22 protein-coding genes are annotated in these 24,787 nt (G+C 63.3%); 11 read left to right on the top strand and 11 right to left on the bottom strand.

The window, feature by feature from the left end; all coding sequences use genetic code 11:
- Positions 1-13: 13 nt before the first annotated feature.
- Positions 14-913, top strand: coding sequence for a hydroxymethylglutaryl-CoA lyase (locus ACXX81_RS07320; protein WP_458571418.1), 900 nt, complete (start codon positions 14-16; stop codon positions 911-913).
- Between the two features lie 707 nt (positions 914-1,620).
- On the opposite strand, the gene ACXX81_RS07315 is transcribed toward ACXX81_RS07320, so the two are convergent.
- A complete protein-coding gene (locus ACXX81_RS07315) occupies positions 1,621-3,255 on the bottom strand; it encodes an AMP-binding protein (RefSeq protein ID WP_458571417.1) in 1,635 nt (544 codons plus the stop codon).
- A gap of 149 nt (positions 3,256-3,404) precedes the next feature.
- Here ACXX81_RS07315 and ACXX81_RS07310 point away from each other — a divergent pair, with 149 nt between their 5' ends.
- Genes ACXX81_RS07310 through ACXX81_RS07295 form a run of 4 tightly spaced genes read left to right on the top strand, consistent with a single transcriptional unit; the run spans position 3,405 to position 8,934 of the window.
- Positions 3,405-4,568: an isovaleryl-CoA dehydrogenase gene (locus tag ACXX81_RS07310; RefSeq protein ID WP_209982954.1), complete on the top strand. Its 1,164-nt coding sequence runs from the start codon at positions 3,405-3,407 to the stop codon at positions 4,566-4,568.
- A gap of 11 nt (positions 4,569-4,579) precedes the next feature.
- Positions 4,580-6,187 carry a carboxyl transferase domain-containing protein gene (locus ACXX81_RS07305; RefSeq protein WP_209982956.1) on the top strand — a complete coding sequence of 536 codons (1,608 nt, stop codon included), beginning with the start codon at positions 4,580-4,582 and terminating at the stop codon, positions 6,185-6,187.
- A 15-nt stretch (positions 6,188-6,202) separates the two neighbouring features.
- A complete protein-coding gene (locus tag ACXX81_RS07300; RefSeq protein ID WP_458571416.1) occupies positions 6,203-7,009 on the top strand; it encodes a gamma-carboxygeranoyl-CoA hydratase in 807 nt (268 codons plus the stop codon).
- On the top strand, positions 7,006-8,934 hold the full coding sequence (locus tag ACXX81_RS07295; protein WP_458571415.1) for an acetyl/propionyl/methylcrotonyl-CoA carboxylase subunit alpha: 1,929 nt from the start codon (positions 7,006-7,008) through the stop codon (positions 8,932-8,934). The genes ACXX81_RS07300 and ACXX81_RS07295 overlap by 4 nt, the downstream gene beginning before the upstream one ends.
- On the opposite strand, the gene ACXX81_RS07290 is transcribed toward ACXX81_RS07295, so the two are convergent.
- Positions 8,931-9,566 (bottom strand): LexA family protein, encoded by a 636-nt coding sequence (locus ACXX81_RS07290; protein ID WP_209982961.1) that lies wholly within the window; start codon positions 9,564-9,566, stop codon positions 8,931-8,933. The genes ACXX81_RS07295 and ACXX81_RS07290 overlap by 4 nt on opposite strands.
- A gap of 129 nt (positions 9,567-9,695) precedes the next feature.
- Between ACXX81_RS07290 and ACXX81_RS07285 the strand changes: the two genes are divergently transcribed.
- Both ACXX81_RS07285 and ACXX81_RS07280 read left to right on the top strand, forming a co-directional pair.
- Positions 9,696-10,046, top strand: coding sequence for a DUF6124 family protein (locus tag ACXX81_RS07285; protein ID WP_209982962.1), 351 nt, complete (start codon positions 9,696-9,698; stop codon positions 10,044-10,046).
- A gap of 460 nt (positions 10,047-10,506) precedes the next feature.
- The gene (locus tag ACXX81_RS07280) at positions 10,507-11,658 is read left to right on the top strand and encodes a M14 family metallopeptidase (protein ID WP_209982963.1); all 1,152 of its coding nucleotides are present in this window, start codon (positions 10,507-10,509) and stop codon (positions 11,656-11,658) included.
- 854 nt (positions 11,659-12,512) lie between these two features.
- Here the strand turns inward: ACXX81_RS07280 and ACXX81_RS07275 are convergent.
- Positions 12,513-13,061: a cytochrome b gene (locus ACXX81_RS07275; protein ID WP_209982964.1), complete on the bottom strand. Its 549-nt coding sequence runs from the start codon at positions 13,059-13,061 to the stop codon at positions 12,513-12,515.
- Positions 13,058-14,140, bottom strand: coding sequence for a catalase family peroxidase (locus tag ACXX81_RS07270; protein ID WP_209982966.1), 1,083 nt, complete (start codon positions 14,138-14,140; stop codon positions 13,058-13,060). The genes ACXX81_RS07275 and ACXX81_RS07270 overlap by 4 nt, the downstream gene beginning before the upstream one ends.
- Positions 14,141-14,310: 170 nt before the next feature.
- Between ACXX81_RS07270 and ACXX81_RS07265 the strand changes: the two genes are divergently transcribed.
- Entirely contained in the window at positions 14,311-14,817 is a 507-nt protein-coding gene (locus ACXX81_RS07265; RefSeq protein WP_057007574.1) for a sigma-70 family RNA polymerase sigma factor, read from the top strand.
- A complete protein-coding gene (locus ACXX81_RS07260; RefSeq protein ID WP_209982968.1) occupies positions 14,814-15,551 on the top strand; it encodes an anti-sigma factor family protein in 738 nt (245 codons plus the stop codon). Before ACXX81_RS07265 ends, ACXX81_RS07260 begins: the two co-directional genes overlap by 4 nt.
- Here ACXX81_RS07260 and ACXX81_RS07255 read toward each other — a convergent pair.
- The 7 genes from ACXX81_RS07255 to ACXX81_RS07225 form a co-directional block, all read right to left on the bottom strand.
- Complete coding sequence (locus ACXX81_RS07255) at positions 15,548-16,528, bottom strand: Csu type fimbrial protein (RefSeq protein ID WP_209982970.1); 981 nt, start codon at positions 16,526-16,528, stop codon at positions 15,548-15,550. The two genes, ACXX81_RS07260 and ACXX81_RS07255, sit on opposite strands and share 4 nt — an antisense overlap.
- A 70-nt stretch (positions 16,529-16,598) precedes the next feature.
- Positions 16,599-18,908: a fimbria/pilus outer membrane usher protein gene (locus tag ACXX81_RS07250; protein WP_458572569.1), complete on the bottom strand. Its 2,310-nt coding sequence runs from the start codon at positions 18,906-18,908 to the stop codon at positions 16,599-16,601.
- 111 nt (positions 18,909-19,019) lie between these two features.
- A complete protein-coding gene (locus ACXX81_RS07245) occupies positions 19,020-19,808 on the bottom strand; it encodes a fimbrial biogenesis chaperone (RefSeq protein WP_209982972.1) in 789 nt (262 codons plus the stop codon).
- A gap of 25 nt (positions 19,809-19,833) precedes the next feature.
- Entirely contained in the window at positions 19,834-20,322 is a 489-nt protein-coding gene (locus ACXX81_RS07240) for a Csu type fimbrial protein (RefSeq protein WP_057007578.1), read from the bottom strand.
- 2 nt (positions 20,323-20,324) lie between these two features.
- A complete protein-coding gene (locus ACXX81_RS07235; RefSeq protein ID WP_209982974.1) occupies positions 20,325-20,867 on the bottom strand; it encodes a Csu type fimbrial protein in 543 nt (180 codons plus the stop codon).
- 18 nt (positions 20,868-20,885) lie between these two features.
- A complete protein-coding gene (locus ACXX81_RS07230) occupies positions 20,886-21,428 on the bottom strand; it encodes a Csu type fimbrial protein (RefSeq protein WP_209982976.1) in 543 nt (180 codons plus the stop codon).
- Positions 21,422-21,922 (bottom strand): Csu type fimbrial protein, encoded by a 501-nt coding sequence (locus ACXX81_RS07225; RefSeq protein ID WP_435532506.1) that lies wholly within the window; start codon positions 21,920-21,922, stop codon positions 21,422-21,424. Before ACXX81_RS07225 ends, ACXX81_RS07230 begins: the two co-directional genes overlap by 7 nt.
- 183 nt (positions 21,923-22,105) lie before the next feature.
- On the opposite strand from ACXX81_RS07225, the gene zapE reads away from it, so the two are divergent.
- The gene (gene zapE / locus ACXX81_RS07220) at positions 22,106-23,197 is read left to right on the top strand and encodes a cell division protein ZapE (RefSeq protein ID WP_209982979.1); all 1,092 of its coding nucleotides are present in this window, start codon (positions 22,106-22,108) and stop codon (positions 23,195-23,197) included.
- 40 nt (positions 23,198-23,237) lie between these two features.
- Entirely contained in the window at positions 23,238-24,539 is a 1,302-nt protein-coding gene (locus ACXX81_RS07215) for a leucine-rich repeat-containing protein kinase family protein (RefSeq protein WP_209982981.1), read from the top strand.
- The last annotated feature ends 248 nt before the right edge of the window (positions 24,540-24,787 follow it).

Below are 24,787 nucleotides of genomic sequence, written 5' to 3'. Positions count from 1 at the left end.
GAAGGTAATCCTCATGCCCCTCCCCTCCCACGTACGCCTGGTTGAAGTCGGCCCACGCGACGGTTTGCAGAACGAAGCCCAGCCCATCGCCGTGGCGGACAAGGTCCGTCTGGTGGACGCCTTGAGCGACGCCGGGCTGGGCTATATCGAAGTGGGCAGCTTTGTGTCGCCCAAATGGGTGCCGCAGATGGCCGGCTCCGCCGAGGTGTTTGCGCAGATCCGGCGCAAGCCCGGCGTGACCTACGGCGCGCTGGCGCCCAACCTGCGCGGCTTTGAAGATGCGCTGGCGGCCGGCGTCAAGGAGGTCGCGGTGTTTGCGGCCGCGTCCGAGGCGTTCTCGCAACGCAACATCAACTGCTCGATCAGCGAGAGCCTGGAGCGCTTCGCACCGATCATGAGCGCAGCCCGGCAGCACGGTGTCAGCGTGCGCGGCTACGTGTCCTGTGTGCTGGGATGCCCTTACGAAGGTGACGTCGCGCCGGAACAGGTCGCTGCGGTGGCCCGCGAGCTGTACGCCATGGGCTGCTATGAAGTGTCCCTGGGCGACACCATCGGCACCGGCACGGCAGGCGATACGCGGCGGTTGTTCGAGGTCGTTGGCGCCCAGGTGCCAAGGGAGAAGCTTGCCGGACACTTCCACGACACTTACGGCCAGGCGATCGCGAATATCTATGCCAGCCTGCTGGAAGGTATCCAGGTGTTCGACAGCTCTATCGCAGGCCTTGGCGGCTGCCCGTATGCCAAGGGCGCCAGCGGTAACGTCGCCACCGAAGACGTGGTGTACCTGCTCGACGGGCTGGGCATCCACACCGGCATCGACCTCTCGCGCCTGATTGACGCGGGCCGGCAGATCAGCCAGGTGCTGGGGCGCGCCAGTGGGTCGCGGGTGGCGAAGGTGCGTAGCGCCAGTTGAGTAGCATGGCTGTGACAATGTGTTACCGGGCGCCGACACAGCGGGTAACGCGGGAACATAATTGGCCGCCTTTGCGCAGAGGCAATCGCGGCATAAAAAATAAGCTATTGATTTTAATAGAAATTTAAAAGTTGGCATGGCTCCTGCTATCTCTATTGCATAACAAGAATAAAAAGCACCAAGCCTAATAAAAACAAGACGTAACGACTCTGACATAACAAAAACAACACGGCAGAGACGCAGCTAACAGATTTTTTTGGAAGCACTTCAGCGCTCAAAAAAATACGTTTGCTCTTGACCCCGGATGGGGGTCACCCAAAACAGCAGTAAAGGGCCACGGCTGCCAAAAACAACAACAGGCCGCCCCTCAATAATAAAAAAAGAGCACGCAGCGACACATTAAAAGGGACCTTCGGGTCCCTTTTGTCGTTTCTGCCCTTAAAGGTTGGAGGCTCCACGTTGCGCTGTCGCACAGCCAACAGAAAACCTTTGGTGAGCGGGCTTGCCCCGCGTTGGGGTGCGCAGCGCCCCCAATCGAGCAAAACGCGGTGTACCTGATACGGCTCAGCGTCTGGTTTTGGGGCCGCTGCGCAGCCCAACGCAGGACAAGCCTGCTCGCCACAGGGAATCTGCGCTTGACTGAACGGCATTAGGGCAAGCCCGCTCGCCACAACAAGCCTGCTCCCACAAGGGATTTTGCGTGGCTGTCAGGACTGCGTTCGCAGCTCTTGAAGCGTGATCTCGCGCATGCGGAATTTCTGTACCTTGCCCGTCACCGTCATCGGAAACTCATCCACGAACTTGAAGTGCCTGGGCGTCTTGAAGTGTGCGATGCGGCCCTTGCACCAGGCTTGCAGCTCAAGCGCATCGACCACATGGCCCGGATGGCATTTGATCCAGGCGACGATTTCTTCACCGTAGCGCTCGTCGGGAATGCCGATGACCTGCACGTCGGCCACCGCCGGGTGAGTGAAGAAAAATTCCTCCAGCTCGCGCGGGTACACGTTCTCGCCACCACGGATGATCATGTCCTTGTTGCGCCCGGCAATGCACACGTAACCGTGCGGGTCCATGGTCGCAAGGTCGCCAGTGTGCAGCCAGCCCGCCGCGTCGATCGTTTGGCGGGTGCCCTCGGGGTTGTTCCAGTAGCCGAGCATCACGCTGTAGCCACGGGTGCACAGTTCACCGATCTCGCCACGTGCCACGGTGTTACCGGCGGCGTCGATGATTGTATTTTCCAGGTGCGGCTGGGTGCGACCGACGGTGGTGACGCGTCGCTCCAGGTCGTCATCCGGGCCGGTCTGCAACGACACCGGGCTGGTTTCGGTCATGCCATAGGCGATCTGCACCTCGCCCATGTGCAGCTCGCTGATGACCCGGCGCATCACTTCGATGGGACAGGTAGCGCCGGCCATGATCCCGGTGCGCAGGCTGGCGAGGTCCAGCTCGCCGCGCTGCGGATGATCAAGCATGGCAATGAACATCGTCGGCACGCCGTACAGGCCCGTGGCGCGCTCCTCGGCGACGGCGGTCAGGGTGAGCAACGGGTCGAAGCCATCATTGGGGTAGATCATGGTGGTGCCATGGGTGATGCAGCCCAGGTTACCCATCACCATGCCGAAGCAGTGGTACAGCGGCACCGGGATCACCAGACGATCCTGCGCGGTAAGGCCAAGGCTTTCGCCGACCATGTAGCCGTTGTTGAGAATATTGTGGTGACTGAGGGTGGCACCCTTGGGAAACCCGGTGGTGCCGGAGGTGTACTGGATGTTCACGGGTTGATCGAAGTGCAGGCTGGCCTGGCGCTGCTGCAAGTGTTCATGAGCAATCTCCGCCCCCATGCTCGCCAGTTGCGCCCAGGGTACGAAGCCCTCGGGCGGGCTGGGGTCGAGGCTGACGGTGGCACGCAGGTCGGGCGCGAGCGCCTGCAGCATGGCGTGGTAATCGGACGTCTTGAACGCGCCGACGCACACCAGCCATTGGCAGCCGGATTGCTTGAGCACGTAGTCCAGTTCGCTGCTGCGATAGGCCGGGTTGATGTTGACCAGAATCACCCCGAGCTTGGCGCTGGCGATCTGGGTGATGCACCACTCGGCGCAGTTGGGCGCCCAGATACCGAGGCGGTCGCCAGCTTGCATGCCCAGGGCCAGGAAAGCGCGGGCGTGCAGGTCGACCGTTTCAGCCAGTTGCCGCCAGCTGAAGCGGCGCCGCTGATGGCGTACCACCAGCGCCTCGCCCTCGGGATAGCGTGCGGCAGTCTGATCGAAGGCCTGGCCGATGGTCATCGCCAGCAGCGCCTTGTCCTGGGCGCCACGGCTGTAGCTCTGGTTCGGTTGATCCATCACCATCCCCTGTTGTGTTTTTTGTGGGTTGACGTAAACGTAAACTACGATTGACAGCGCCTTAACGCAAGCTTACGTTAACGTAAAGGTCATAGCCCTCCCCGGCACTCGACCCACACAACAACAAAGCTCACAGTAAGGTGCCTGCCATGAGTTATCCGTCCCTGAACTTCGCCCTCGGCGAAACCATCGACATGCTGCGCGACCAGGTGCAGTCCTTCGTGGCCAAGGAAATCGCACCACGCGCCGCGCAGATCGACATCGACAACCTGTTCCCCGCCGACCTGTGGCGCAAGTTCGGTGACATGGGCCTGCTCGGCATCACTGTGGCGGAAGAATACGGCGGCGCCGGCCTGGGTTACCTGGCCCATGTGGTGAGCATGGAGGAGATCAGCCGCGGCTCGGCCTCCGTGGCGTTGTCCTACGGTGCGCACTCCAATCTGTGCGTCAACCAGATCAACCGCAACGGCAATCATGAACAGAAGCTCAAGTACCTGCCCAAACTGATCAGCGGCGAGCACATCGGTGCCCTCGCCATGAGCGAGCCCAACGCCGGCTCCGACGTGGTCTCGATGAAACTGCGCGCCGACAAACGCGGCGACTGCTACGTGCTCAATGGCAGCAAAACCTGGATCACCAACGGCCCCGATGCCAGCACCTACGTGATCTATGCCAAGACCGACCTGGAAAGGGGCGCCCACGGCATCACCGCATTCATCGTCGAGCGCGACTGGAAAGGCTTCAGCCGCAGCAACAAGTTCGACAAGCTGGGCATGCGCGGCTCCAACACCTGCGAGCTGTTTTTCGACGACGTCGAAGTGCCCGCAGACAACATCCTCGGTGTGCTCAACGGCGGCGTGAAAGTGCTGATGAGCGGGCTTGACTACGAGCGCGTGGTGCTGGCCGGCGGGCCCACCGGGATCATGCAGGCCTGCATGGACCTGATCGTGCCCTACATTCACGACCGCAAGCAGTTCGGCCAGAGCATCGGCGAATTCCAGCTGATCCAGGGCAAGGTCGCCGACATGTACACCCAGCTCAACGCCAGCCGCGCCTACCTCTACGCCGTGGCCCAGGCCTGCGAGCGCGGCGAGACCACGCGCAAGGACGCCGCCGGTGTGATCCTCTACAGCGCCGAGCGCGCCACACAGATGGCCCTCGACGCGATCCAGATTCTCGGCGGCAATGGCTACATCAACGAATTCCCCGCCGGGCGCCTGCTGCGTGATGCCAAGCTGTATGAAATCGGCGCGGGCACCAGTGAGATTCGGCGCATGTTGATCGGTCGCGAACTGTTCAACGAAACCCGCTGAAGGAGCGCGCCATGGCCACCTTGCACACCCAGCTCAACCCACGCTCGGCGGAATTTTCCGCCAACAGCGCGGCGATGCGTCAGCAGGTCGACGCCCTGCATGCCCTCCTCGCCCAGGTGCAACAAGGCGGCGGCCTCAAGGCCCAGGAGCGGCATACCTCGCGCGGCAAACTGCTGCCGCGCGAACGCATCAATCGTCTGCTCGATCCGGGCTCGCCGTTCCTCGAACTCAGCCAACTGGCCGCCCATCAGGTGTATGGCGAAGACGTGCCGGCCGCCGGGGTGATTGCCGGGATTGGCCGCGTCGAGGGTGTGGAATGCATGATTGTCGCCAACGATGCCACGGTCAAAGGCGGCTCCTACTACCCGCTGACGGTAAAAAAACACCTGCGCGCGCAGACCATCGCCGAGCAGAACCGCCTGCCGTGCATCTACCTGGTGGACTCCGGCGGCGCCAACCTGCCGCGCCAGGATGAGGTGTTCCCGGACCGCGAACACTTCGGGCGGATCTTCTTCAACCAGGCCAACATGAGCGCCCAGGGCATCCCGCAGATCGCCGTGGTGATGGGCTCGTGCACCGCCGGCGGTGCCTATGTGCCGGCCATGGCCGACGAGGCGATCATGGTGCGCCAGCAGGCCACGATCTTCCTGGCCGGCCCGCCGTTAGTCAAAGCGGCGACCGGCGAAGTGGTCAGTGCCGAGGACCTGGGCGGCGCCGATGTGCACTGCAAAATCTCCGGCGTGGCCGACCACTACGCCGACAGCGACGAACACGCCCTGGCCCTGGCCCGCCGCAGCGTGGCCAACCTCAACTGGCGCAAGCTGGGCGAGTTGCGCCTACGCCCGCCGGTAGCGCCGCTGTACAGCGCAGAAGAGCTCTACGGGGTGATCCCGGCCGAGGCCAAGCAACCATTCGATGTGCGCGAGGTGATCGCGCGGCTGGTGGATGCGTCGGTATTCGATGAATTCAAGGCGCTGTTCGGGACCACGTTGGTCTGCGGCTTTGCGCACTTGCATGGCTACCCGATTGCGATCCTCGCCAACAACGGCATCCTGTTCGCCGAAGCCGCGCAGAAAGGCGCGCACTTTATCGAGCTGGCCTGCCAGCGCGGGATTCCCCTGCTGTTCCTGCAGAACATCACCGGTTTCATGGTCGGGCAGAAGTATGAAGCCGGCGGCATCGCCAAGCACGGCGCCAAGCTGGTCACGGCGGTGGCCTGCGCCAGGGTGCCGAAATTTACCGTGATCATCGGCGGCAGCTTCGGGGCCGGCAACTACGGCATGTGCGGGCGCGCCTATGACCCGCGTTTTTTATGGATGTGGCCCAACGCGCGCATCGGCGTGATGGGTGCCGAGCAGGCGGCCGGCGTGCTGGTGCAGGTCAAGCGCGAACAGGCCGAACGCGCCGGCACTGCCTTCAGCGCCGAGGATGAAGCCGCGATCAAGCAGCCGATCCTCGACCAGTATGAAACCCAGGGCCATCCCTATTACTCCAGCGCCCGCCTGTGGGACGACGGCGTCATCGACCCGGTGCAGACCCGCGAGGTACTCGCCCTGGCACTGTCCGCCGCACTGAACGCCCCCATCGAGCCGAGCCGCTTCGGCGTGTTCCGCATGTAAATGGAGCTTGTCCCCATGCACGATTTCAACACCCTCGAACTGATCACCGATAGCCGTGGCTTTGCCACGTTATGGCTCAGTCGTGAAGCCAAGAACAACGCGTTCAACGCCGAGATGATCCGCGAATTGATCCTCGCCCTGGACCACGTGCAGGGCGACCCTTCCCTGCGCTTTCTGGTGGTGCGCGGACGCGGCCGGCACTTCAGCGCAGGGGCTGACCTGGCCTGGATGCAGCAGTCGGCCGAGCTGGACTACCACACTAACCTGGATGACGCGCGCGAACTGGCGGAGCTGATGTACAACCTCGCCAAGCTGAAAATCCCCACCCTGGCCGTGGTGCAAGGCGCCGCCTATGGGGGGGCGCTGGGTTTGATCAGTTGCTGCGACATGGCAATCGGCGCCGATGATGCGCAGTTCTGCCTGTCGGAAGTGCGCATCGGCCTGGCACCGGCGGTGATCAGCCCGTTCGTGGTGCAGGCTATCGGTGAGCGCGCGGCGCGCCGCTATGCTCTGACGGCCGAGCGATTTGGCGGCCAGCGTGCGCGGGAAATCGGCCTGCTGGCGGAGAGTTATTCGGCCGACATGCTGGAGCAGCAAGTGGACGTCTGGGTGACCAACCTGCTGCAGAACAGCCCGGCGGCCATGCGCGCCAGCAAGGACCTGCTGCGCGAAGTGGGCCACGGCGCCCTCACGCCAGCCCTGCGGCGCTATTGCGAAAATGCCATCGCGCGTATTCGCGTCAGCGCCGAAGGCCAGGAAGGCTTGCGTGCATTCCTGCAAAAACGCACGCCTGTCTGGCAGTCCCGGGAGCCACGCCCATGAGACCACTTACCACCCTGCTGGTCGCCAACCGTGGCGAAATTGCCTGCCGGATCATGCGCACCGCCAAAGCGATGGGGCTGACCACGGTAGCCGTGCATAGCGCCATCGACCGCGATGCGCGGCACAGTCGCGAGGCGGACATTCGCGTCGACCTGGGCGGCAGCAAAGCTACGGAAAGTTACCTGCAAATCGACAAGATCATCGCCGCCGCCAAGGCCAGTGGCGCCCAGGCGATTCATCCGGGCTATGGCTTTCTCTCGGAAAACGCAGCGTTTGCCCGCGCCATCGAGGCTGCAGGCCTGATCTTCCTCGGCCCGCCCGCCTCGGCCATCGATGCCATGGGCAGCAAGTCGGCGGCCAAGACGTTGATGGAAGCCGCCGGGGTGCCATTGGTACCGGGTTATCACGGCGAGGCCCAGGACCTGGACACCTTTCGCGACGCCTGCGCGCGCATCGGCTATCCCGTGCTGCTGAAAGCGACTGCCGGCGGCGGCGGCAAGGGCATGAAGGTGGTCGAAGACATCAGCCAGTTGGCCGAAGCCCTGGCTTCAGCCCAGCGTGAGGCAGTGTCCTCGTTCGGCAACGGGCAGATGCTGGTGGAGAAATACCTGCTCAAGCCGCGGCATGTGGAAATCCAGGTGTTCGCCGATGGGCACGGCCACTGCCTGTACCTCAATGAGCGCGATTGCTCGATCCAGCGGCGTCATCAAAAGGTGGTGGAAGAAGCCCCGGCGCCGGGGCTGAGTGTTGAACAGCGCAAGGCCATGGGTGGAGCGGCAGTGCGCGCGGCGCAGGCGATTGGTTATGTGGGCGCGGGCACGGTGGAGTTTTTGCTGGATGCCCGTGGCGAATTTTTCTTCATGGAGATGAACACCCGGCTGCAGGTGGAGCATCCGGTGACCGAAGCGATTACCGGCCTTGATCTGGTAGCCTGGCAGATCCGCGTGGCCCAGGGCGAAGCGCTGCCGATCACTCAGGCGCAGGTGCCGTTGAATGGCCACGCCATCGAGGTGCGGCTGTATGCCGAAGATCCGACCCATGATTTTCTGCCTGCCACCGGGCACCTGGCGCTGTACCGCGAGTGCGACCCGGGGCCTGGACGTCGCGTGGACAGCGGCGTGGAGCAAGGTGACAGGGTCTCGCCGTTCTACGATCCGATGCTGGGCAAGCTGATTGCCTGGGGCGAGGACCGCGAGCAGGCGCGCCTGCGTCTGCTGGCCATGCTCGACGAGTTCGCTGTGGGTGGGCTCAAGACCAATCTGGGTTTTCTACGACGCATCATCGGCCATCCGGCGTTTGCGGCGGCCGAGCTCGATACCGGGTTCATTCCGCGTTATCAGGCGCAGTTGCTGCCGACGGAGGGTGCGTTGAGCGACGGGTTCTGGCAGGCGGCGGGTTCGGCGTTCATGCAGAGTCTGCCGCGCGGTGAAGGGCCTTGGGCGGATACCCGGGGCTTTCGCGCGGGGCTGCCGGCGCAGGTTTCGCTGCACTTGAGCTGCAATGGGCAGGATCGGGTGGTGACATTGGCTGCCGGCGCTGCGCACAAGATGCACGGTGAGCAGTTGCTGATCGACGATCAGGGCATACGCCGCGCGCACCTGGCGGTGCGTCATGAAAGCGCCGTATACCTGCGCTGGGACGGCGAGATGCAGGCGGTCAGCCTGTTTGACCCGATTGCGGCGGTGGAGGCGGGCCAGTCGCAACAGGGCGGTCTCACTGCGCCCATGAACGGCAGCATCGTGCGGGTGCTGGTGGAGGTTGGTCAGCCTGTCGAAGCCGGCACGCAACTGGTGGTGCTCGAAGCAATGAAAATGGAACACAGCATTCGCGCGCCCGTGGCCGGAGTGGTCAAGGCGCTGTTTTGCCAGGAAGGCGAGATGGTGGCTGAAGGCAGTGCACTGGTGGAACTGGAAATAGCCGACTAGAACCTCGCGGTGGCTTGCACGACAACACCGAGGATGCGGCAATCGTCGGTGAACAGCAGCTTCGGGTAGGTGGGATTGAGCGGCACCAGGTACAGCTGGCCGCTTTCTTCCTGCAATTGGCGAAAGGTGGCCCGGGGGCTGTCGTCCCATTGCGCAACGACCAGCTTGCCGGGAACGGCATCGATGGAAGGGTCGACCAGGATCAGCATGCCTGCGCTGACGCTGAGCCCTGTAGGGGCGGTCATGGCGTCGCCGGTTACGGGGAGCCAGAAGGCTTCGCCGCCCGCGTGATAGTCCGTCAGCTCAAAGCGCTCGGGGCCATAGGGCGCACGTTCTTCGCGCACTTCACAGAGCCCGTTCCAGTCGCTGACCGGGTAGCGGAAATACGGGTTGTAGTGGTGTTCCAGTGGCCGCTCTGCGTCGACCCGCTCACGAATCTCCAGCGCCACCTCCAGATAGCCCAGTCCCAGTTCCGCCAGCACCCGGTTCATGTCCGCAAGGCTGGGCACCCGGCGTTTGTTGAGCCAATGGCCCACACCCCCCTGGGACATGCCCAGGCGTTCGGCCAGTTCATCCTGGGTGACCTTGCGGTCTTTCATGTTGGCCCGGACCAACGCTATCCATTTATCCATGGTGCGTGACAATACGTTGCGTATTTTTCAGGGCAATAAACAGTTTGTAGTAATCCACGAAACGACATAAATACGATACGTACTATTATCAATCTCAAGGATTCCGCCCCCATCAGAGTATCGCCCACGATGACGACCACCCCGTATCTACCGCTCGAAACACCTTCCACTGACGAAGCACTCGACATGCACACCAGCGGCGCCGCCCAACGTGCATTGGACTATTACTTGAAAGCGAATATGTCCGACTCCAGGGCAGACGACACCTTCTTTCACATCAAACCCGGCATCAGCCATGAAGAAGCCCTGGTGCATGCCTCCGACCTGCTGCGCAGTGCAGCCGCTACGGCTTACGAATCTGCGAGCAGCCATCAGGGCAATCAGCGCGACCTGGCGTTTTCAGTGGTGTATCTGATCGATATGGCGAAGGCGATGGTAGAGCGATCGTTGCTACGGCCGCAGGCCGAGGCAAACGTGTGAGGACGCGAAGCAAAAATATTTCTATCCAGTGGATAAAAACATTTGACTTGCAAATGATAATGATTATTATTGGACTCAGCTGATCGCGAGATCAGTCGATAGACCAAGAGACCTTAGGTCGGACTCTTGGAATATCTCCTCATCAGGCTAATCACGGTTTTTGACCCGGCTCTTTGGCCGGGTCTTTTTTTTGCCAGTTTCCCTGGCGTGGCTTCAGGCTAATGAAGACTGTGTGTTGCTTGATGGCGCGCATGGTAGCAAAAGACCATTGCCCAATGAAAGTCGCCCAACCGCTCTGGACGGGATCTTTGAGAAACAGCGCCTGAGAATCAATCTCACCGTTTTCAAGCCGCCGCCGGATCAGGAAGAATGCCCCCTCCCCTGCAACAATTTTGCATCAAGATTTTGCCCAGCCTCTGTGTAATATAGCCGCCACAACTCATATTCAGGCAACCAGACCATGACCGTGGCCTTGACCTCCATCAAGATCAGCACCGACTTCGACAGCGGCAACATCCAGGTCCTGGATGCCAGCGATGCCTATCAGTTGCTGCTGGCGATCAAACCCGATACCCGCAGCCAGCATTTCCAGTGGTTCCACTTCAAGGCCGAAGGCATGCACGTGGGCCACACCCACACCTTCCGCCTGAGCAACGCGAGCCATTCCTCGTATAAAAATGCCTGGAGCGGCTACAACGCCGTGGCGTCGTACGATCACGTCAACTGGTTCCGCGTGCCCACGCGCTTTGACGGCGAGACGCTGCACATCAGCCTTCAAAGCCGCGAGAAACATGCCTGGTTCGCCTACTTTGAACCCTACAGCCGTGAGCGCCACGATTGGCTGATCGACCAGGCCCTGAAACACGCCGGTACCCAACTGCTGGCCACCGGTAAAAGTGTCGAAGGCCGCGATATCCAGTTGCTGCGCCGTGGCAAAGGCGGCGAAGGCCGACTCAAAGTGTGGATCATCGCGCAGCAACACCCGGGCGAGCACATGGCGCAATGGTTCATGGAAGGCGTTATCGAACGTCTGCAACGCGACGGCGATACCGAGCTTAAAAAGCTGCTGGCGGTCGCCGACCTGTACCTGGTGCCCAACATGAACCCCGATGGCGCTTTCCACGGCCACCTGCGCACCAACGCCATGGGCCAGGACCTCAACCGCGCCTGGCAGAGCGCCAGCCAGGAAATGAGCCCCGAAGTGCTGTTCGTACAGCAACAGATGGAAAAGTACGGCGTGGACCTGTTCCTCGATATCCACGGCGACGAAGAAATCCCCTACGTGTTCACCGCCGGCTGCGAAGGCAACCCGGGCTATACGCCGCGCATCGAAGCGCTGGAAAAACACTTTCGCAGCCACCTCAGCGCCTTGACCCGCGACTTCCAGACCACTCACGGCTACACCCGCGACCTGCCGGGCGAAGCCAACATGACCCTGGCCTGCAACGCCGTGGGCCAGAAGTACGATTGCCTGTCGCTGACTCTGGAGATGCCGTTCAAGGACAACGACGATGCACCCAACCCCAAAACCGGCTGGTCAGGGGATCGCTCCAGGCAACTGGGCAAGGATGTGTTGAGTACCGTGGCGGATGTCGCCACGAGCCTGCGCTGATCCATTTACATGGCGCACCTGAAATTTCAGGCAGCCATACGCCCGTGGCGAGCGGGCTTGCCCCGCGTTGGGGTGCGCAGCGCCCCCCATCGAGCAAAACGCGGTGTACCTGATACGGCTCAGCGCCTGGCTTTGGGGCTGCTGCGCAGCTCAACGCGGGGCTTGCCCTAATGCCGTTCAGTTAAGCCAGCGTGATGCTCGAAGCAACGAGCGGTGCGACTTTTCGGTGTACATATCGGTTTGTGCGGTAACGGCGACTTAGGGTTCCGCCCTTACGGCGGGTCACTTTTGGAAAAGAGCCCCAAAAGTAACCAAAAGGGCTCTTGCCCCAACACTCGGCACCTCGCCCAGGCTCGGTGTGCCCGAACGCAGGCTTTGGAGCGTGGGCCGCCGCGATGGGCCATCCTTGGCCCAGCGCGGCTAACCCGGCGTCCTGCCGGGTTACCCACGCTCCAAAACCTGCGTTCGGCCAGCGTGTTTGACGGGGCGCTTCCAGATCAAAAGCAAAAGCAAAAGCGTGGCGGCCTGAGAGCCGACCGAAATGGTCTGCCGAACGCTGTACAAATGTGGGAGGGGGCTTGCTCCCGATGGCGTCGGCCCAGCAAACATTGATGTTGACTGACCCACCGCTTTCGCGGGCAAGTCGAATCGTCGCACCGCCGCTCCCCTGTGGCGAGCAGGCTTGTCCTGCGTTGAGCTGCGCAGCAGCCCCAAAGCCAGGCGCTGAGCCGTATCAGATACACAGCGTTTTGCTCGATTGGGGGCGCTGCGCACCCCAACGCGGGGCAAGCCCGCTCGCCACAGAGGCTCCAGTTTGCTGCGCGACAGCGCTAGGAGCCTCACGCAGTTAGCGCTCAATCTGCTCCAGCATCGCGCCCAGTCATGCTCTGCAACACCCCATCGCGCCGAATCCACCCGTGAAACAGCGCCGCCGCCAGGTGCGCCAGCACGGTAAAAAACAGCACATACGCCAAAAACCCATGGGCCCTGCGCAACAGCGCAAACAACGGCGCATTCGCCGCCACCAAGGCCGGCAACTGCACCGAACTGCTGAGCATTACCGGATCTCCGGCCGCTGAAATCATCGCCCAGCCAAGCAATGGCAACACCAGCATCAACCCATACAGCAGCAGATGAGACGCCTTGGCCGCCAACACCTGCCACAGCGGCAAATCAGCCGGCAGCGGCGGTTGACGCGTGGAAAAGCGCACCACCAACCGCACAATCACCAACGCCAGAATCGCGATGCCCAGCGGCTTGTGCAGGTGCAGCAGCCACTCATGCCGTTCCGATACCGATGCCGCAAGCCCCGCACCGATAAACAGCATGGCAATGACCATCAGCGCCATCACCCAATGCAGCAGGCGCGCCAGCGGCGCAAAAAAACGCGGTTGAGCACTCATGGTTTCGACTCCTGCGGGGCGCTGTGCAGCGGGCTGACTTCACCGGCGCGGCGTAAATACGAACTGGCGTAAGCCGCCGAACGCGCGGCCAGCAATGGGTCACTGGAGGCTTCGATGCCACTCGGCAAAATCAGCGGGTCGAAGTTGATGTCACGGCAATCGCCATCCGCCTGCGGCTGGCTGCCTTGCAGCACCAGCGTACCGGCGTTCAGCACCTTGTGTTCACCGCTCCAGGCCTTGCTTGCGTCGTCCACCGGATCGCCGGGGTTGGCCAGGGTCATGTTCAGTTGCCACCTTAGCGGCCCCGCCGTCAGGCGCTGCACCAGGTCCTTTTCCAGAAAGTCGCTGCCCGACGGGGCGACATCGCCCGCTGCATCCTGACTCTGCGGCACCACGCCCCACCTTACGGCCTGGCGCTTGCCCTCGGCATTCACCAGGTAAAACGCGTTGATGCCGTTATAGGACTCGGTGGCATAACTGGCAGAAGGCTTCGCTGTCTTGACCCACGCCAGAAACGCAGCCGTCTCAGGGTGCGCGGCAAAAAACGCCGGCATGTTCGCCGGGTTCGGCTTGCCGGTGGCCGGGTCGGGCGCACCGGCCTTGAGCATCTGGTAGAACGCCTCGGGCGTGCCCACCGGGAACACCGGCATGCTGTTCATGCCCGTGCGCCATTGCTGGCCGTTGGCCTGGCTGAACTGCACGGCAAAACTGCGGATCGGCACACTGCTGTCCGGCGCGTAGGGGTTGCCGCTGGGCAAGGCGAACCGGCCGATCACCGGCGTCCTCGCCTCGCTGAACACCTGCGCACGGGAGTACGCGCGGGCCTCGGCGCTGCTCTCGAAATATCCCGCCACGCACACGCCTTTGGCATGGTTGCGTCGAAAACCGGGATGCACACCGTTGTTGGTTTCCAGCGCATTGACCAGGGTCTTGGGACGCAGGCGTTGTGGGTCGAGTGTGCCGTTGACGTAGGCAAACGCCCCGGCTACAACCGCAACCACAGCACCGATACCGGCGAGTCGTGCGATCAGGCTCGCCGTGCTCAACGCGGGACGCGGCGGTGATGAGTGATCTACCATGAAGGAACTCCAGGGCCAATGGCCTTAGGGATGAAACATAAGGTCGGAGCATTGAGACGAATGCCGATCCACCCTATTCCCCGGCGCTGGATTTATTTTTTCAGTGCGGGGGAATAACCTTCAACGCCGGACGTCTCTCAAGTCCAAGCGTAGTGGACAGCCAGACGCCCATGCATGCACTCGACGAACCGTTACGTGAACTCATCCCCAGGCTGCGGCGTTTTGCCGTGTCCCTGACCCGTAACGCCAGCAGCGCCGACGACCTGGTGCAGTCGACACTCGAGCGGGCGATCATCAGCTGGGCCGACAAACGCGTCGAAGGTGACCTGCGCGCCTGGCTGTTCTCGATTCTCTATCGCCAGTTTCTCGACGCCCACCGTCGCAGCCGACGCTACGCGCGCATGCTCGAATTCTTCACCGGACGCGACGACGCGCAGCCGTCGGTAGAGCGCACGGTGATGGCCCAGTCCACCCTGCAAGCCTTCGATAAACTCAACACCGAGCAGCGCGCCCTGCTGTTGTGGGTGTCGGTCGAAGGCCTGAGCTACAAGGAAGTCGCCGACATACTCGAGGTGCCCCTTGGCACCGTGATGTCACGCCTGTCTCGCGCCCGCCAGGCCCTGCGCCAACTCAGCGATGGCGAAATTGCCAGCCCTTCCCTGCGGATACTCAAATGATCAGCCTGCCTCCCAGCGAACGCGATTTACATGCCTACGTCGATCATCAACTGCTGGAGAATGATCGCCGCACGATGGAAACCTGGCTGGCCGGCCACCCGGAGGTGGCGGCCCAGGTGCACGCCTGGCAACAGGATGCGCAATTGCTGCGCGCCTCGTTGAGCGGCGCCCTGCAAACACCCGCCAACCCGCAGTTGGACCCGGCACTGATTCGCCAGCGCATCCGGCATCGGTCGCGTCGGCACCTGGCCACAGCCGCCGTGCTGATGATCGCCGTCAGCCTCGGCGGGCTGGGCGGCTGGCACGCCCGCGAAGCCACCCATCCGCCGACGCTGCCAATGACCGATGCGATGCAGGCCTACCGCCTGTTTGCCCAGGACGGCATCATGCCCGCCGACTACAACACCCAGGACAGCGGCACAATGCAAGCCTGGCTCGACCGCTACTTCAACCAGGCCCATCGCTTGCCCGACCTGAGCCAGGCGGGTTTCAGGCCGGTCAGCGGGCGCCTGCTCACCACCGAGCAAGGCGCGGCCGCCATGGTGCTGTACGAAGACCCGCAGGGCCGACGCATCAGCTTTTACATTCGCCCGCCGGGCCCGGGAAACGGCTTCCTGCCCCGTGGCAGTCGCAGCGCCGACGGTCTGCAGGCCGAGTACTGGTCCGGTGACGGCTACAACTATGCGATGGTCAGCCCGGTGGGCCAGCCCGGCACGCCGCTGCTGAAGTTCTAGAAGCCGACGTCGAGCACCACGTTGTCCACATAGACGCCGGCCGGTGGCGTGGTCTGATCGGTGTAGACCCTGGCGTTGTAGTTGTACACCTGGCTGCCGATGCCCAGCCCATTGCCCGGGTTGACTTCGGCCGTCGAACTGGCGCGCCGCGCCGCGCCGACACTGCCCCAGCGCGTGGTGCCGGCACTTTTGAAAATATCGTAGGCCAGGTAGTTGGTGCCGGAAACCATCCGCCGCCGCCCGCCGACACTCACCGGGTTCTGCCCGTCGCTGAGCCCGACGGTATAGGCGCTGCCCTTGGTGCAGGCGATGTTGATGGTCTGTCCGGTCACTGCGGTGAAACCGCTGACCACCGGCGCACTGCCAAAGAGGATATTCGGCGCGGTGATCTGGCAGTCGTTGGTCACCGTCATGCTGACGGTCAGGGTGGCTGTGCCGTTACCGATATCGCGCCCCAGGCAGATGCCGCCAAGGCCCACCCCCGAGCAATAGTTCCAGTTCCAGGCGATGTTCAGTGTCTCGCTGTACAGGCCGGCGGCGACGTTGCTGCCGGTGATAGTGCCCATGTACAGCGGCACGGTTTTCGCGCTAGGCCCTGCGATCAGCCCGATAAGCTGGGCAATGCCGCCCGTGCCGCCAAAATCGAACTGAGTGTTGCGTGCAATCGGAAAGCTCGCGGTATTGGTGCCATAGATCGTGTAGCCGATCACATCACCGGTCGGGCCGACCATGCCGTTGCTGGCCGAGGTGATGGTGGCGTAAAAATGGTCCGACGGCACCAGCAGCGAAATCAACGCCGAGGTGCACGTCAACCCGGCGCTGGTGGTGGAACTGGCCTGCGCAGCCGTGCGTACCGTCATCGAACTGATCGAGCCGAAGCTGGCCGGCACACTGGCCGCCACCGAACACGCCGCCATCGCCTGGCCCGAACACAGCAGCCCCAGACCCAACAGCCATCCCTTGCCCCTCACCCGCATACTCCCCGTTCCTGTCCCTGTGGCGAGCGGGCTTGCCACAACAGCTTTTTCAACAAAGAAAATGGCGCGTTCATTGGCACACCAACGGCCCGATCAGCGGCACGTCCTGTTGTTGCTCGTCCATGTCGAATGTGGCCTGGCAGCTCTGGCCTTCGCCCAGGGTGACCTGCAGCGTGTTATGGGCGCTGAGGTTTTCCAGGTAGACCAGGCCATCCCAGCCCACCACCGCCTGGGTGTTGCTCTGCTCATGCACCACCAGGCTGCCCAGCGGCAATTGCTGATGCTGGCGGTCCACCAGGGTGATGCTCGCGGCAAGCACCCGTCGCAATGGAAACTCCAGCAGGTAGCCGCTGCCCCGACGCACCGAGACCCGCTGCTCGACATTCTGGCTCTGGATATTGGGCGGCAGGTTCAGCGGATCGATCTCGTATTTGGCGCGGTAATACGCACTGCTCCATGGCACCAGCAGGTGGCCATGCCGATCGGTCTGGCCGACCAACTGGTTCTCGTAACGCACCGGAATCCCGGCGAACCCCTGGGTGCTCACCACCACAAACGCGTCGTTGATGCGGTTGGCGGCAAACACGTTGCCACCCATCCAGACGAGTGAGCCGCTGGCGTCCGCCCAGCGCGTTTCGGCATCGCTGCTGCCGTACACGCCGGCCTGCAACTGCACCGACTGCAAGCGCCAGGTCAGGTCAGCCTGGCGATAGGTCGGGCCATCGCCCTGGGCATACCCGAGGTTGTAGCCCACCCCGCCTTCGCTGGGCACTGCGCTGCTGTAGTTGAGGCGCTGGCGACTGGCGCCGTCCTTGCTGCGCTCGGTGCTTACCGCCAGGCTGCCATTGAGGTCGAACGGAATCACCAGTTGCGCCTGCATGGCCCAGTTGCTGTCGCCGATCTCGCGGTTGGCCGACAGGTAAAAGCTGGTGTTGCGCCACAGCGGTTTGCTCCAGCTCAGGTTGAGCAGCCGCGTGCGCGAATCGTCCGCCGCCTGCACATCGAAATAGCCCACGCCCAGGCTGCCGAAACGCTGCAGATTGAGGCTCAGGGTGACCTGCTCGCTGCGCTTGCTGAGGCTGGCGTAGGGCGTGTCGACCAGGGTCAGGTCGGCATACTCGTCGCGGCGCTCGACCCGTTGGTACGACAGGCTGTAGCGCGTGCTGTTGTACTGGTAACCCAGGCTCAGTTGCTGGCCGCTACGGCCGTCGAATCGGCTTTGACTGATGGCGGTATTGAGCACGCCGAAGTTGCCCAGGCGCAGATTGCCGCCAAGCCCGCCAAGGGTAAGGTTGCTGGACGCTTCGGCATGGCTTTCCAGGGTCACATTGTCGGAGTAGCCATAGCGAAAGGTGCCGCTGGCCACGCCCGACCCGTAGCCGAAATCGCGCAGGGCATAATCGCGACGCAAGGTACCGGCGGCGACCGAGAAGTCGCTCAGGCCCTGTTGCAGCAGCGTGCTGGTGACGTAGAACGGCACCGTGGTCGACACCTGCCGGCCCAGTGCATCGGTGGTGACCACCACGGCTTCACCGGCGCCATTGATGAACGGAATGTTGGTGAGGGTGTAGGGCCCGGGTTGCAGCAACGCGCTTTCGGATTTGTAGCCGTTGATAAACAGATCCACTGACGACGGCACTGCCGCCTCCCCGGCAAACTGCGGCAAGGGATAGGTGACCAGGTCCGGGCGCACCGCAAAGTCCCGCGACAGCTGCACCCCGCCCAGGCGCACCGAACTGCTCCAGGGCAGCGAGCCGCTGATCAGATCGCCCGCCTCGTAGGTGAGCAAGCGCTCATCATCGGAAAAGCGCCAGGCGGTGTCGTAACGCCGGTAACCGTTATTGAGTGTGCTGTCGCTGATGCCGCCGGCCAGGGTCTGACGAAACTGCCCGGTGGTGGACAAGGTGCCCCAGTTGTCGAACAGCCGCACCTCGTTCCAGGCGGCCAGGTAGCTGCCGCCTTCATCGGTATCGTTGAAATAGACATCGTAGTTGAGCAACGCGCCGAAACTGCTCATGGCCTGGGTGCGCGGGTAGGTGCTGCGGTTGCCGATGAACTGCTCCTGCAGCCAGGACGGTGGCACATCCAGCAGCAGGCGCTGGCCGGTGCTGTCGTAGTCGCTGTGCAGGCCGGGCACCGTATCCAGAGCCACGCTGGGCCCGAAGTCACCGGGCAGGGTCATGCCCACCTCCTGCAATGCACCGGCGGGCACGAAAAGCTGCCCGGCACGCTGATCCACCGCGATCACACGTCCGGTGTCCATCTGGTTGACCACCAACTGCAGAAACAATTGGGCATCGGCGACCGCCTCCATGCTGCTCGGCGGCGGCGGCAGCTCGCCCGCCACCGCTGCGCCCCACAGCCCGCCAGCCACGGCCATCGACAGCCATATGCCGCGAGTCTGACCACAGCTCACCATGGCGTTGTGTCCTTCAATGGACATCTCCCTCCTGTTAACACCCGGGCAACCGCCCGTCCCGCTGCTTCACGCCTACCGCTTGGGCGCCAGGCTCTCCAGTTGCGGCGCACCGTTGATCCGTACCTGTAACGGCTGGTCGGCCGACACGGCGTCCGGCACCGGCCAGCGCATGGTCGCGCCGGGCAGCACATAGCCGAGCAAACCATCGACCAGCGGCCGGGTCTGCCCGTTCTGCTTGAAGGAAGCGTCAGTGAGCCGCGCATGCACGGCGCCCTGGTTACGCACTTCGATGTAGCTGCGCCCGGCCACATTGACCTTGTGCCAGCTCAGTTCCGGCTTGCCCGCGCCCTTGGGGTCACGCTGGCGGGTCGCGTCTTCCTTGCTCCACAGGCCCGCGCCGTAAGCAAACAACGGCACCGAATAGCGCATCTGAAAGCGAATCGCCGCTGCGGTGTTCTTGCCTTCCGGTGGCGCGGGCACCTGCAGCGCGGAGGGGATTTCATCGATGATGATGCGGTAGGCCTGCTCCTGCCCCGGCGGTACTTCCTTGGTGCGGGTCAGCCGCACCAGTTGCTTCTGGCCTGGCTCGATCCTTGCCACGGGCGGGCTGCCGATCACATCGCGCTGGTTCTGGTACTGCTCGTCGAAGTTCTGCTGGCTCCAGGCAAACACGCGCACCTGCAGGTTGGCGGTCTCGGTGCCACGGTTTTCCAGCCACAGTGCGCTGGCCTGCTGATCGGCCTCCAGCACCGGGTCAATCGGCCAGATCAGCACCGAGCTTGCGGCCTGCACAAGCCCGCTCAGGCCCGCGGCAAGCAAGGCAATGCCCACGGCGCACAAGCGCCGGGAAGGTGAACGCATAAAACCACTCCTCATACTCAAATCCCTACCAAGACAGCTGCACCTGCAGCGTGTCGCTGTACGTCCCATTCGGCTGATTGCCCGGCAGTACCACCCGCCCGTAGATCGGCAGACGGATGTTGTTTGCATCGCTGTAGCTCACGCTGACGCTCTGGCTCACGCCCAGGCTCTGGCTGAATGCGGCATCCCGAAATAACTGGTAACCCACCTGCGCACTGCCGCTGCTGTGCTTGAGGTTGCGCCCGCTGGTGCTGTGCAGCCCGCCGTCGACGCTCACGCTCAGTGCCACCCCCGGCGTGCATTGCAGAGTGATGCCACCGGTCATGGCCGCTGTCACGGTGCTGGTGGCCAGGGCGGAATAGCTGCCGTAGTTCAGCGAACCGTAATTGACCCCACCGCCCACGATCAGGCAGCCCGGCGTAATGGTCGCGCTCACCTGGAAGCTCTGGTTGGTAACCGCCGACAACGGCAACGGCAGCGCCAGCCCGAAGGCCAGCAACGCTGTGCGCCACATGGTCAGAACGTCAGTTCAACGGCCACCGTGTCCGTGTAGGTGCCCGCCGGCAACCCTGGTTTGCCGACGGCCCGACCGTACAGCGCAACGGTTTGCGCTACACCGGTGCTGGCGGCCAGGGTCACCACACCGTCAATCGCCAGCAGCGCGGAGTGCCCGCTGTCGGTGTAGAAGTCGTACGGCACAAAGTTGCCGGCGCCGTCGGCCAGGGCGCGGGTGCCGCCCGGCGAGGCGCCGTCATGGGCGCCGGCGCGCACCTTCACCGCCGGCGTGGTGCCGGCCGAACACAGGATCGACAAGGCCCCGCCGGTACCGGTGCCGCCCAGCAGTTGGGCGTCGGCATTGGTGAACAGGCTGTTGATGGTGCCGAAGTTCAAGGCACCGAAATTCAGCCCGGTTGCGGCACCGGAGCCGTTGACCTGACAGCTGGCGATCAACGTCAGGCTGGAGGTGATCTGCCCGGTGACAGTGGTCGCCGCATTCAGGCTGGAGGCCATCGCCAGGCCCAGGGCGCAGACGCCGATTCGCGATACAAGTGGGTGCATGAGAGTCATCCTTTGGGTTTACCAATCCAGTGTCACGGTCAATGTGTCGGTGTAGGTTCCTGCCGGGAGGGCGGTGGTATTGGCCACCACGGCGCCCCACACCGGGATGGTCATTTGCGTGCCATTGCTGGCGACGAAACTGCGTTGCTCGCCGATGCTGTACGGAATACGCCCGAGCGGGTCGGCCATCAGGTGGTAAGCGATTGTCTGGCGCCCGTTGCTCAGGCGCCGAGTGGTGCCGACGGCATTGGTGCCGCCGTCGATGGTCACGGTGAAACTGGCGACCGTCGGGTTGCAGGCGACCATCAACGGCGCGTTATCGCCGGCCGACATGCCGGCCGCCAACGGGTTGCTCCAGGTGGGCCCCTGGCTGCCGAAATCCAGCATGGCGGTGCCGCCGGTCGGGCTGACGGGGGCCACGTCCGTGCCTTTGCTCACCTCGCAACTGGCGGTGATCACCATGCGCGCCTGGATAAAGCCGCTGGCCACCGCCGCCCGGGCATCCGGCGCCAGCAACCACAGGCCGCCCATGGCCATCAGGGTCAAACGACGGCCTACCACGTGACCGTCACCTTGAGCAGGTCGGTGTAGCGGCCGACGGCGGGAATGTCCTTGAGCGGTTCGATGCGGCCGTAGAGCGGCAGGTCGACCGAGCCGCTTTCTGGCACGCGGCCGCTGACCGGCACGTTCACCGGCAACGGGATCAGCCGCGCGGCGTCCGCATAAATACGATAGGGAATGGGTGTGCTCGAAGAGGTGGCATTGCCCAGATAACGCACTTCGCCAGTGCCACCGTGCAGGCCGCCGTCTACGCGCATCTGATACGGCGTGTCGGGGTTGCACTCAAGGCGCGGCTGGCGCTGGCTGATCAACGCCGCACTCAGCGGCCCGGCCGGGTCGTCCAACCGCGGGCCGCTGCCAAAATCCAGCACGCCAAGCTGCTCCACACCCGCACTGCGCGTGGTGCCTACCAACTGGCAACCGCGCTGCACGTCGATACGCACCACAACCTGAAGTTGCGCCGCATAAACCGTGTTGCAGAGCATTGCGCCCATGATTGCCAATACCGCTCGTCCCTTCACAGCACCAAATCCTTATGCGCGGGTGACACCTGTGTATGAGGTTAGCCACTCGGGCGGAATCTGCCAGTCGAGGCAGGATTTAGCCTGGATCATGGCTTTTCGAGACTGCAGCGGTCGCCTAAAGTAGGCCACCACCGCACCCTGGAGTGACTTGTATTGGCCGGTTCCCTGATTCGTCGCCTGCTCGGTAAAAAACCCGACACCCGCACCGACGTATCCATCGCGATGTTCTTTCAGACAAAAGCCGCGCAGCAGGGCTATACCCTCAGTGCCGGCCAGACCCGGGCGATTGCCGCCATGCACCGCGAGACCACGCACCTGCTCGCCGGCCGGCCTACCCGCAGCCTGTATCTGCACGGTCCGGTGGGGCGCGGCAAGAGCTGGTTGCTCGACGGTTTTTTCCAGGCGTTGCCGTTGGCCGAGAAACAGCGCGTGCACTTCCATGAGTTTTTTAGCCGCCTGCACCAGGGCATGTTCCGGCACCGCGCGCAGGACGACGCCCTTGCCGTGACCCTGGATGAATTACTGGACGGCTGCCGGGTGCTGTGTTTCGACGAGTTCCATGTGCACGATATCGGCGATGCCATGCTGATCAGCCGGCTGTTCAAAGCGCTGTTCCAGCGTGGCGTGCTGGTGCTGGTGACGTCCAACTATGCGCCCGAAGGCCTGCTGCCCAACCCGCTGTACCATGAGCGCTTCAAGCCGGTGATCGACCTGATCGCCGCGCGCATGGAGGTGCTGGAAGTCAGTTCACCCGAGGATTTTCGCAGCCTGCCCCAGGCTCACGCGCAACAGCGTTTTACCAGCGGGCACTACGTGTGGCCGGGCACGCCGGCGCAACGCGAGGCGCTTGGCCTGCCCGGGCCGGACGCCGCCGAGCACAGCCTGACGGTGGGCAACCGGCAGTTGACGTGTCGCGGCCATCAGGCGCGCACCATCGCCTTCACGTTCGCCGATCTGTGCGAACAACTCACCGCCGTGATGGACTACCTGTTGCTGTGCCAGGACTATGACCATTGGATCATCGACGGCCTGCCCCACCTCGCCGACTGCCCGATTGCCGTGCAACAGCGTTTTATCAATCTGGTGGACGTGCTCTACGACCGTGACAAACAGCTGACGCTGATCGGTGAACAATCACTGGCACAGGCCATGAGCGGCCAGGCCATCGACCTCGCGCGCACCGCCAGCCGTCTTGGGCAATTGCAACAGGCGTGCCCGCAACCTGCGCCCGAGCCGCTATCATGAGCGCCTTTTTACGCCCCCTTGCCGAGTGACCGCGCCGTTCATGAATACCCTCGCCCAACTCAAGGCCGGCCAATTGGCCGGTGCCACGCGCCTGGACCTGTCCTGCGGGCTGACCGAATTCCCCCGGGAAATCTTCGAACTGGCCGACACCCTGGAAATCCTCAACCTCACGGGCAACGCCCTGAGCAGCCTGCCCGACGACCTGCACCGGCTGACGCGCCTGCGCGTGCTGTTCTGTTCGGACAACGCCTTTACCGAGCTGCCGGCGAGCCTGGGCCACTGCGCGACGTTGAGCATGATCGGCTTCAAGGCCAACCAGATCAGCCATGTACCGGCGGCCGCGTTGCCGCCGCAATTGCGCTGGCTGATCCTCACCGACAACCGCATCAGCCAGTTGCCCGACGAGCTGGGCCAGCGACCGCTGCTGCAAAAACTGATGCTGGCCGGCAACCGGCTGGCGCAATTGCCCGAGAGCCTGGCCAACTGTCAGAACCTCGAATTGATCCGCATCGCCGCCAATCGCCTGACCCACCTGCCGCGCTGGCTGCTGACGCTGCCCAGCCTGACCTGGCTGGCCTACGCCGGCAATCCGGTGGAAATGGCAGCGGACCTCGCAAGCGAGGACGCGACGCCGAACATTGCCTGGACCGAACTGGCACTGGGCGAGGTGCTGGGTGAAGGTGCGTCGGGGATCATCCGCCAGGCGCTGTGGACCCCCCAGGCGCTGCCGGTGGCGGTGAAACTCTACAAAGGCACGATCACCAGCGACGGCTCACCGTTGCACGAAATGCAGGCCTGCATCGCCGCCGGCCTGCACCCCAACCTGATCAAGGTGCGCGGCCGCGTGGTCGGCCACCCCGATGAACAGGCTGCGCTGGTGATGGACCTGATCGAGCCGAGCTACCGCAACCTCGCTGCCCTGCCGAGCCTGGCGTCCTGCACCCGCGACATCTACGCGCCCGCCACCCGGTTCAGCCTCGACGTGGCACTGCGCATGGCGCGCGGTATCGCCTCGGTGGCGGCGCACCTGCACCGGCACGGCATCACCCATGGCGATCTGTACGGCCACAATATTCTGTGGAATGAAGCCGGGGAGTGTCTGCTGGGGGACTTTGGTGCCGCGTCGTTCCACGCCATGGCCGACACGCTGGAGACCCGGGCCTTGCAGAGGATTGAAGTGCGAGCGTTCGGCGTGTTGCTGGGGGAATTGCTGGAGCGGGTTGACGGCCAGGTGAGCGACGAACTGCTGGCACTGCACAAAAACTGCTGTCAGCCCGATGTGCTGGCGCGGCCCGGCTTCGAAGACATCGAAGCCCTGCTCGATGCTCTCCAACACCGCTAAACAACGGTGCCTCTGTGGCGAGCGGGCTTGCCCCGCGTTGGAGTGCGCAGCGCCCCCAATCAAGAAAAACGCTGTGTGCCTGACACTGCTCAGCGCATGGTTTTGGGGCTGCTGCGCAGCCCAACGCGGGGCAAGCCCGCTCGCCACAAAGCCCGCTCGCCACAGGAATGTGACTGCCTGAAACTTCAGGTTTTAAAATCAATAAGTTATTTTGTGTTGGATAAGAGGGAGCAAGCTCCCTCCCACAT

It is taken from the genome of Pseudomonas sp. GNP013 (genome assembly GCF_054343995.1).
This window is presented reverse-complemented; position numbering and strand designations above follow the sequence as displayed.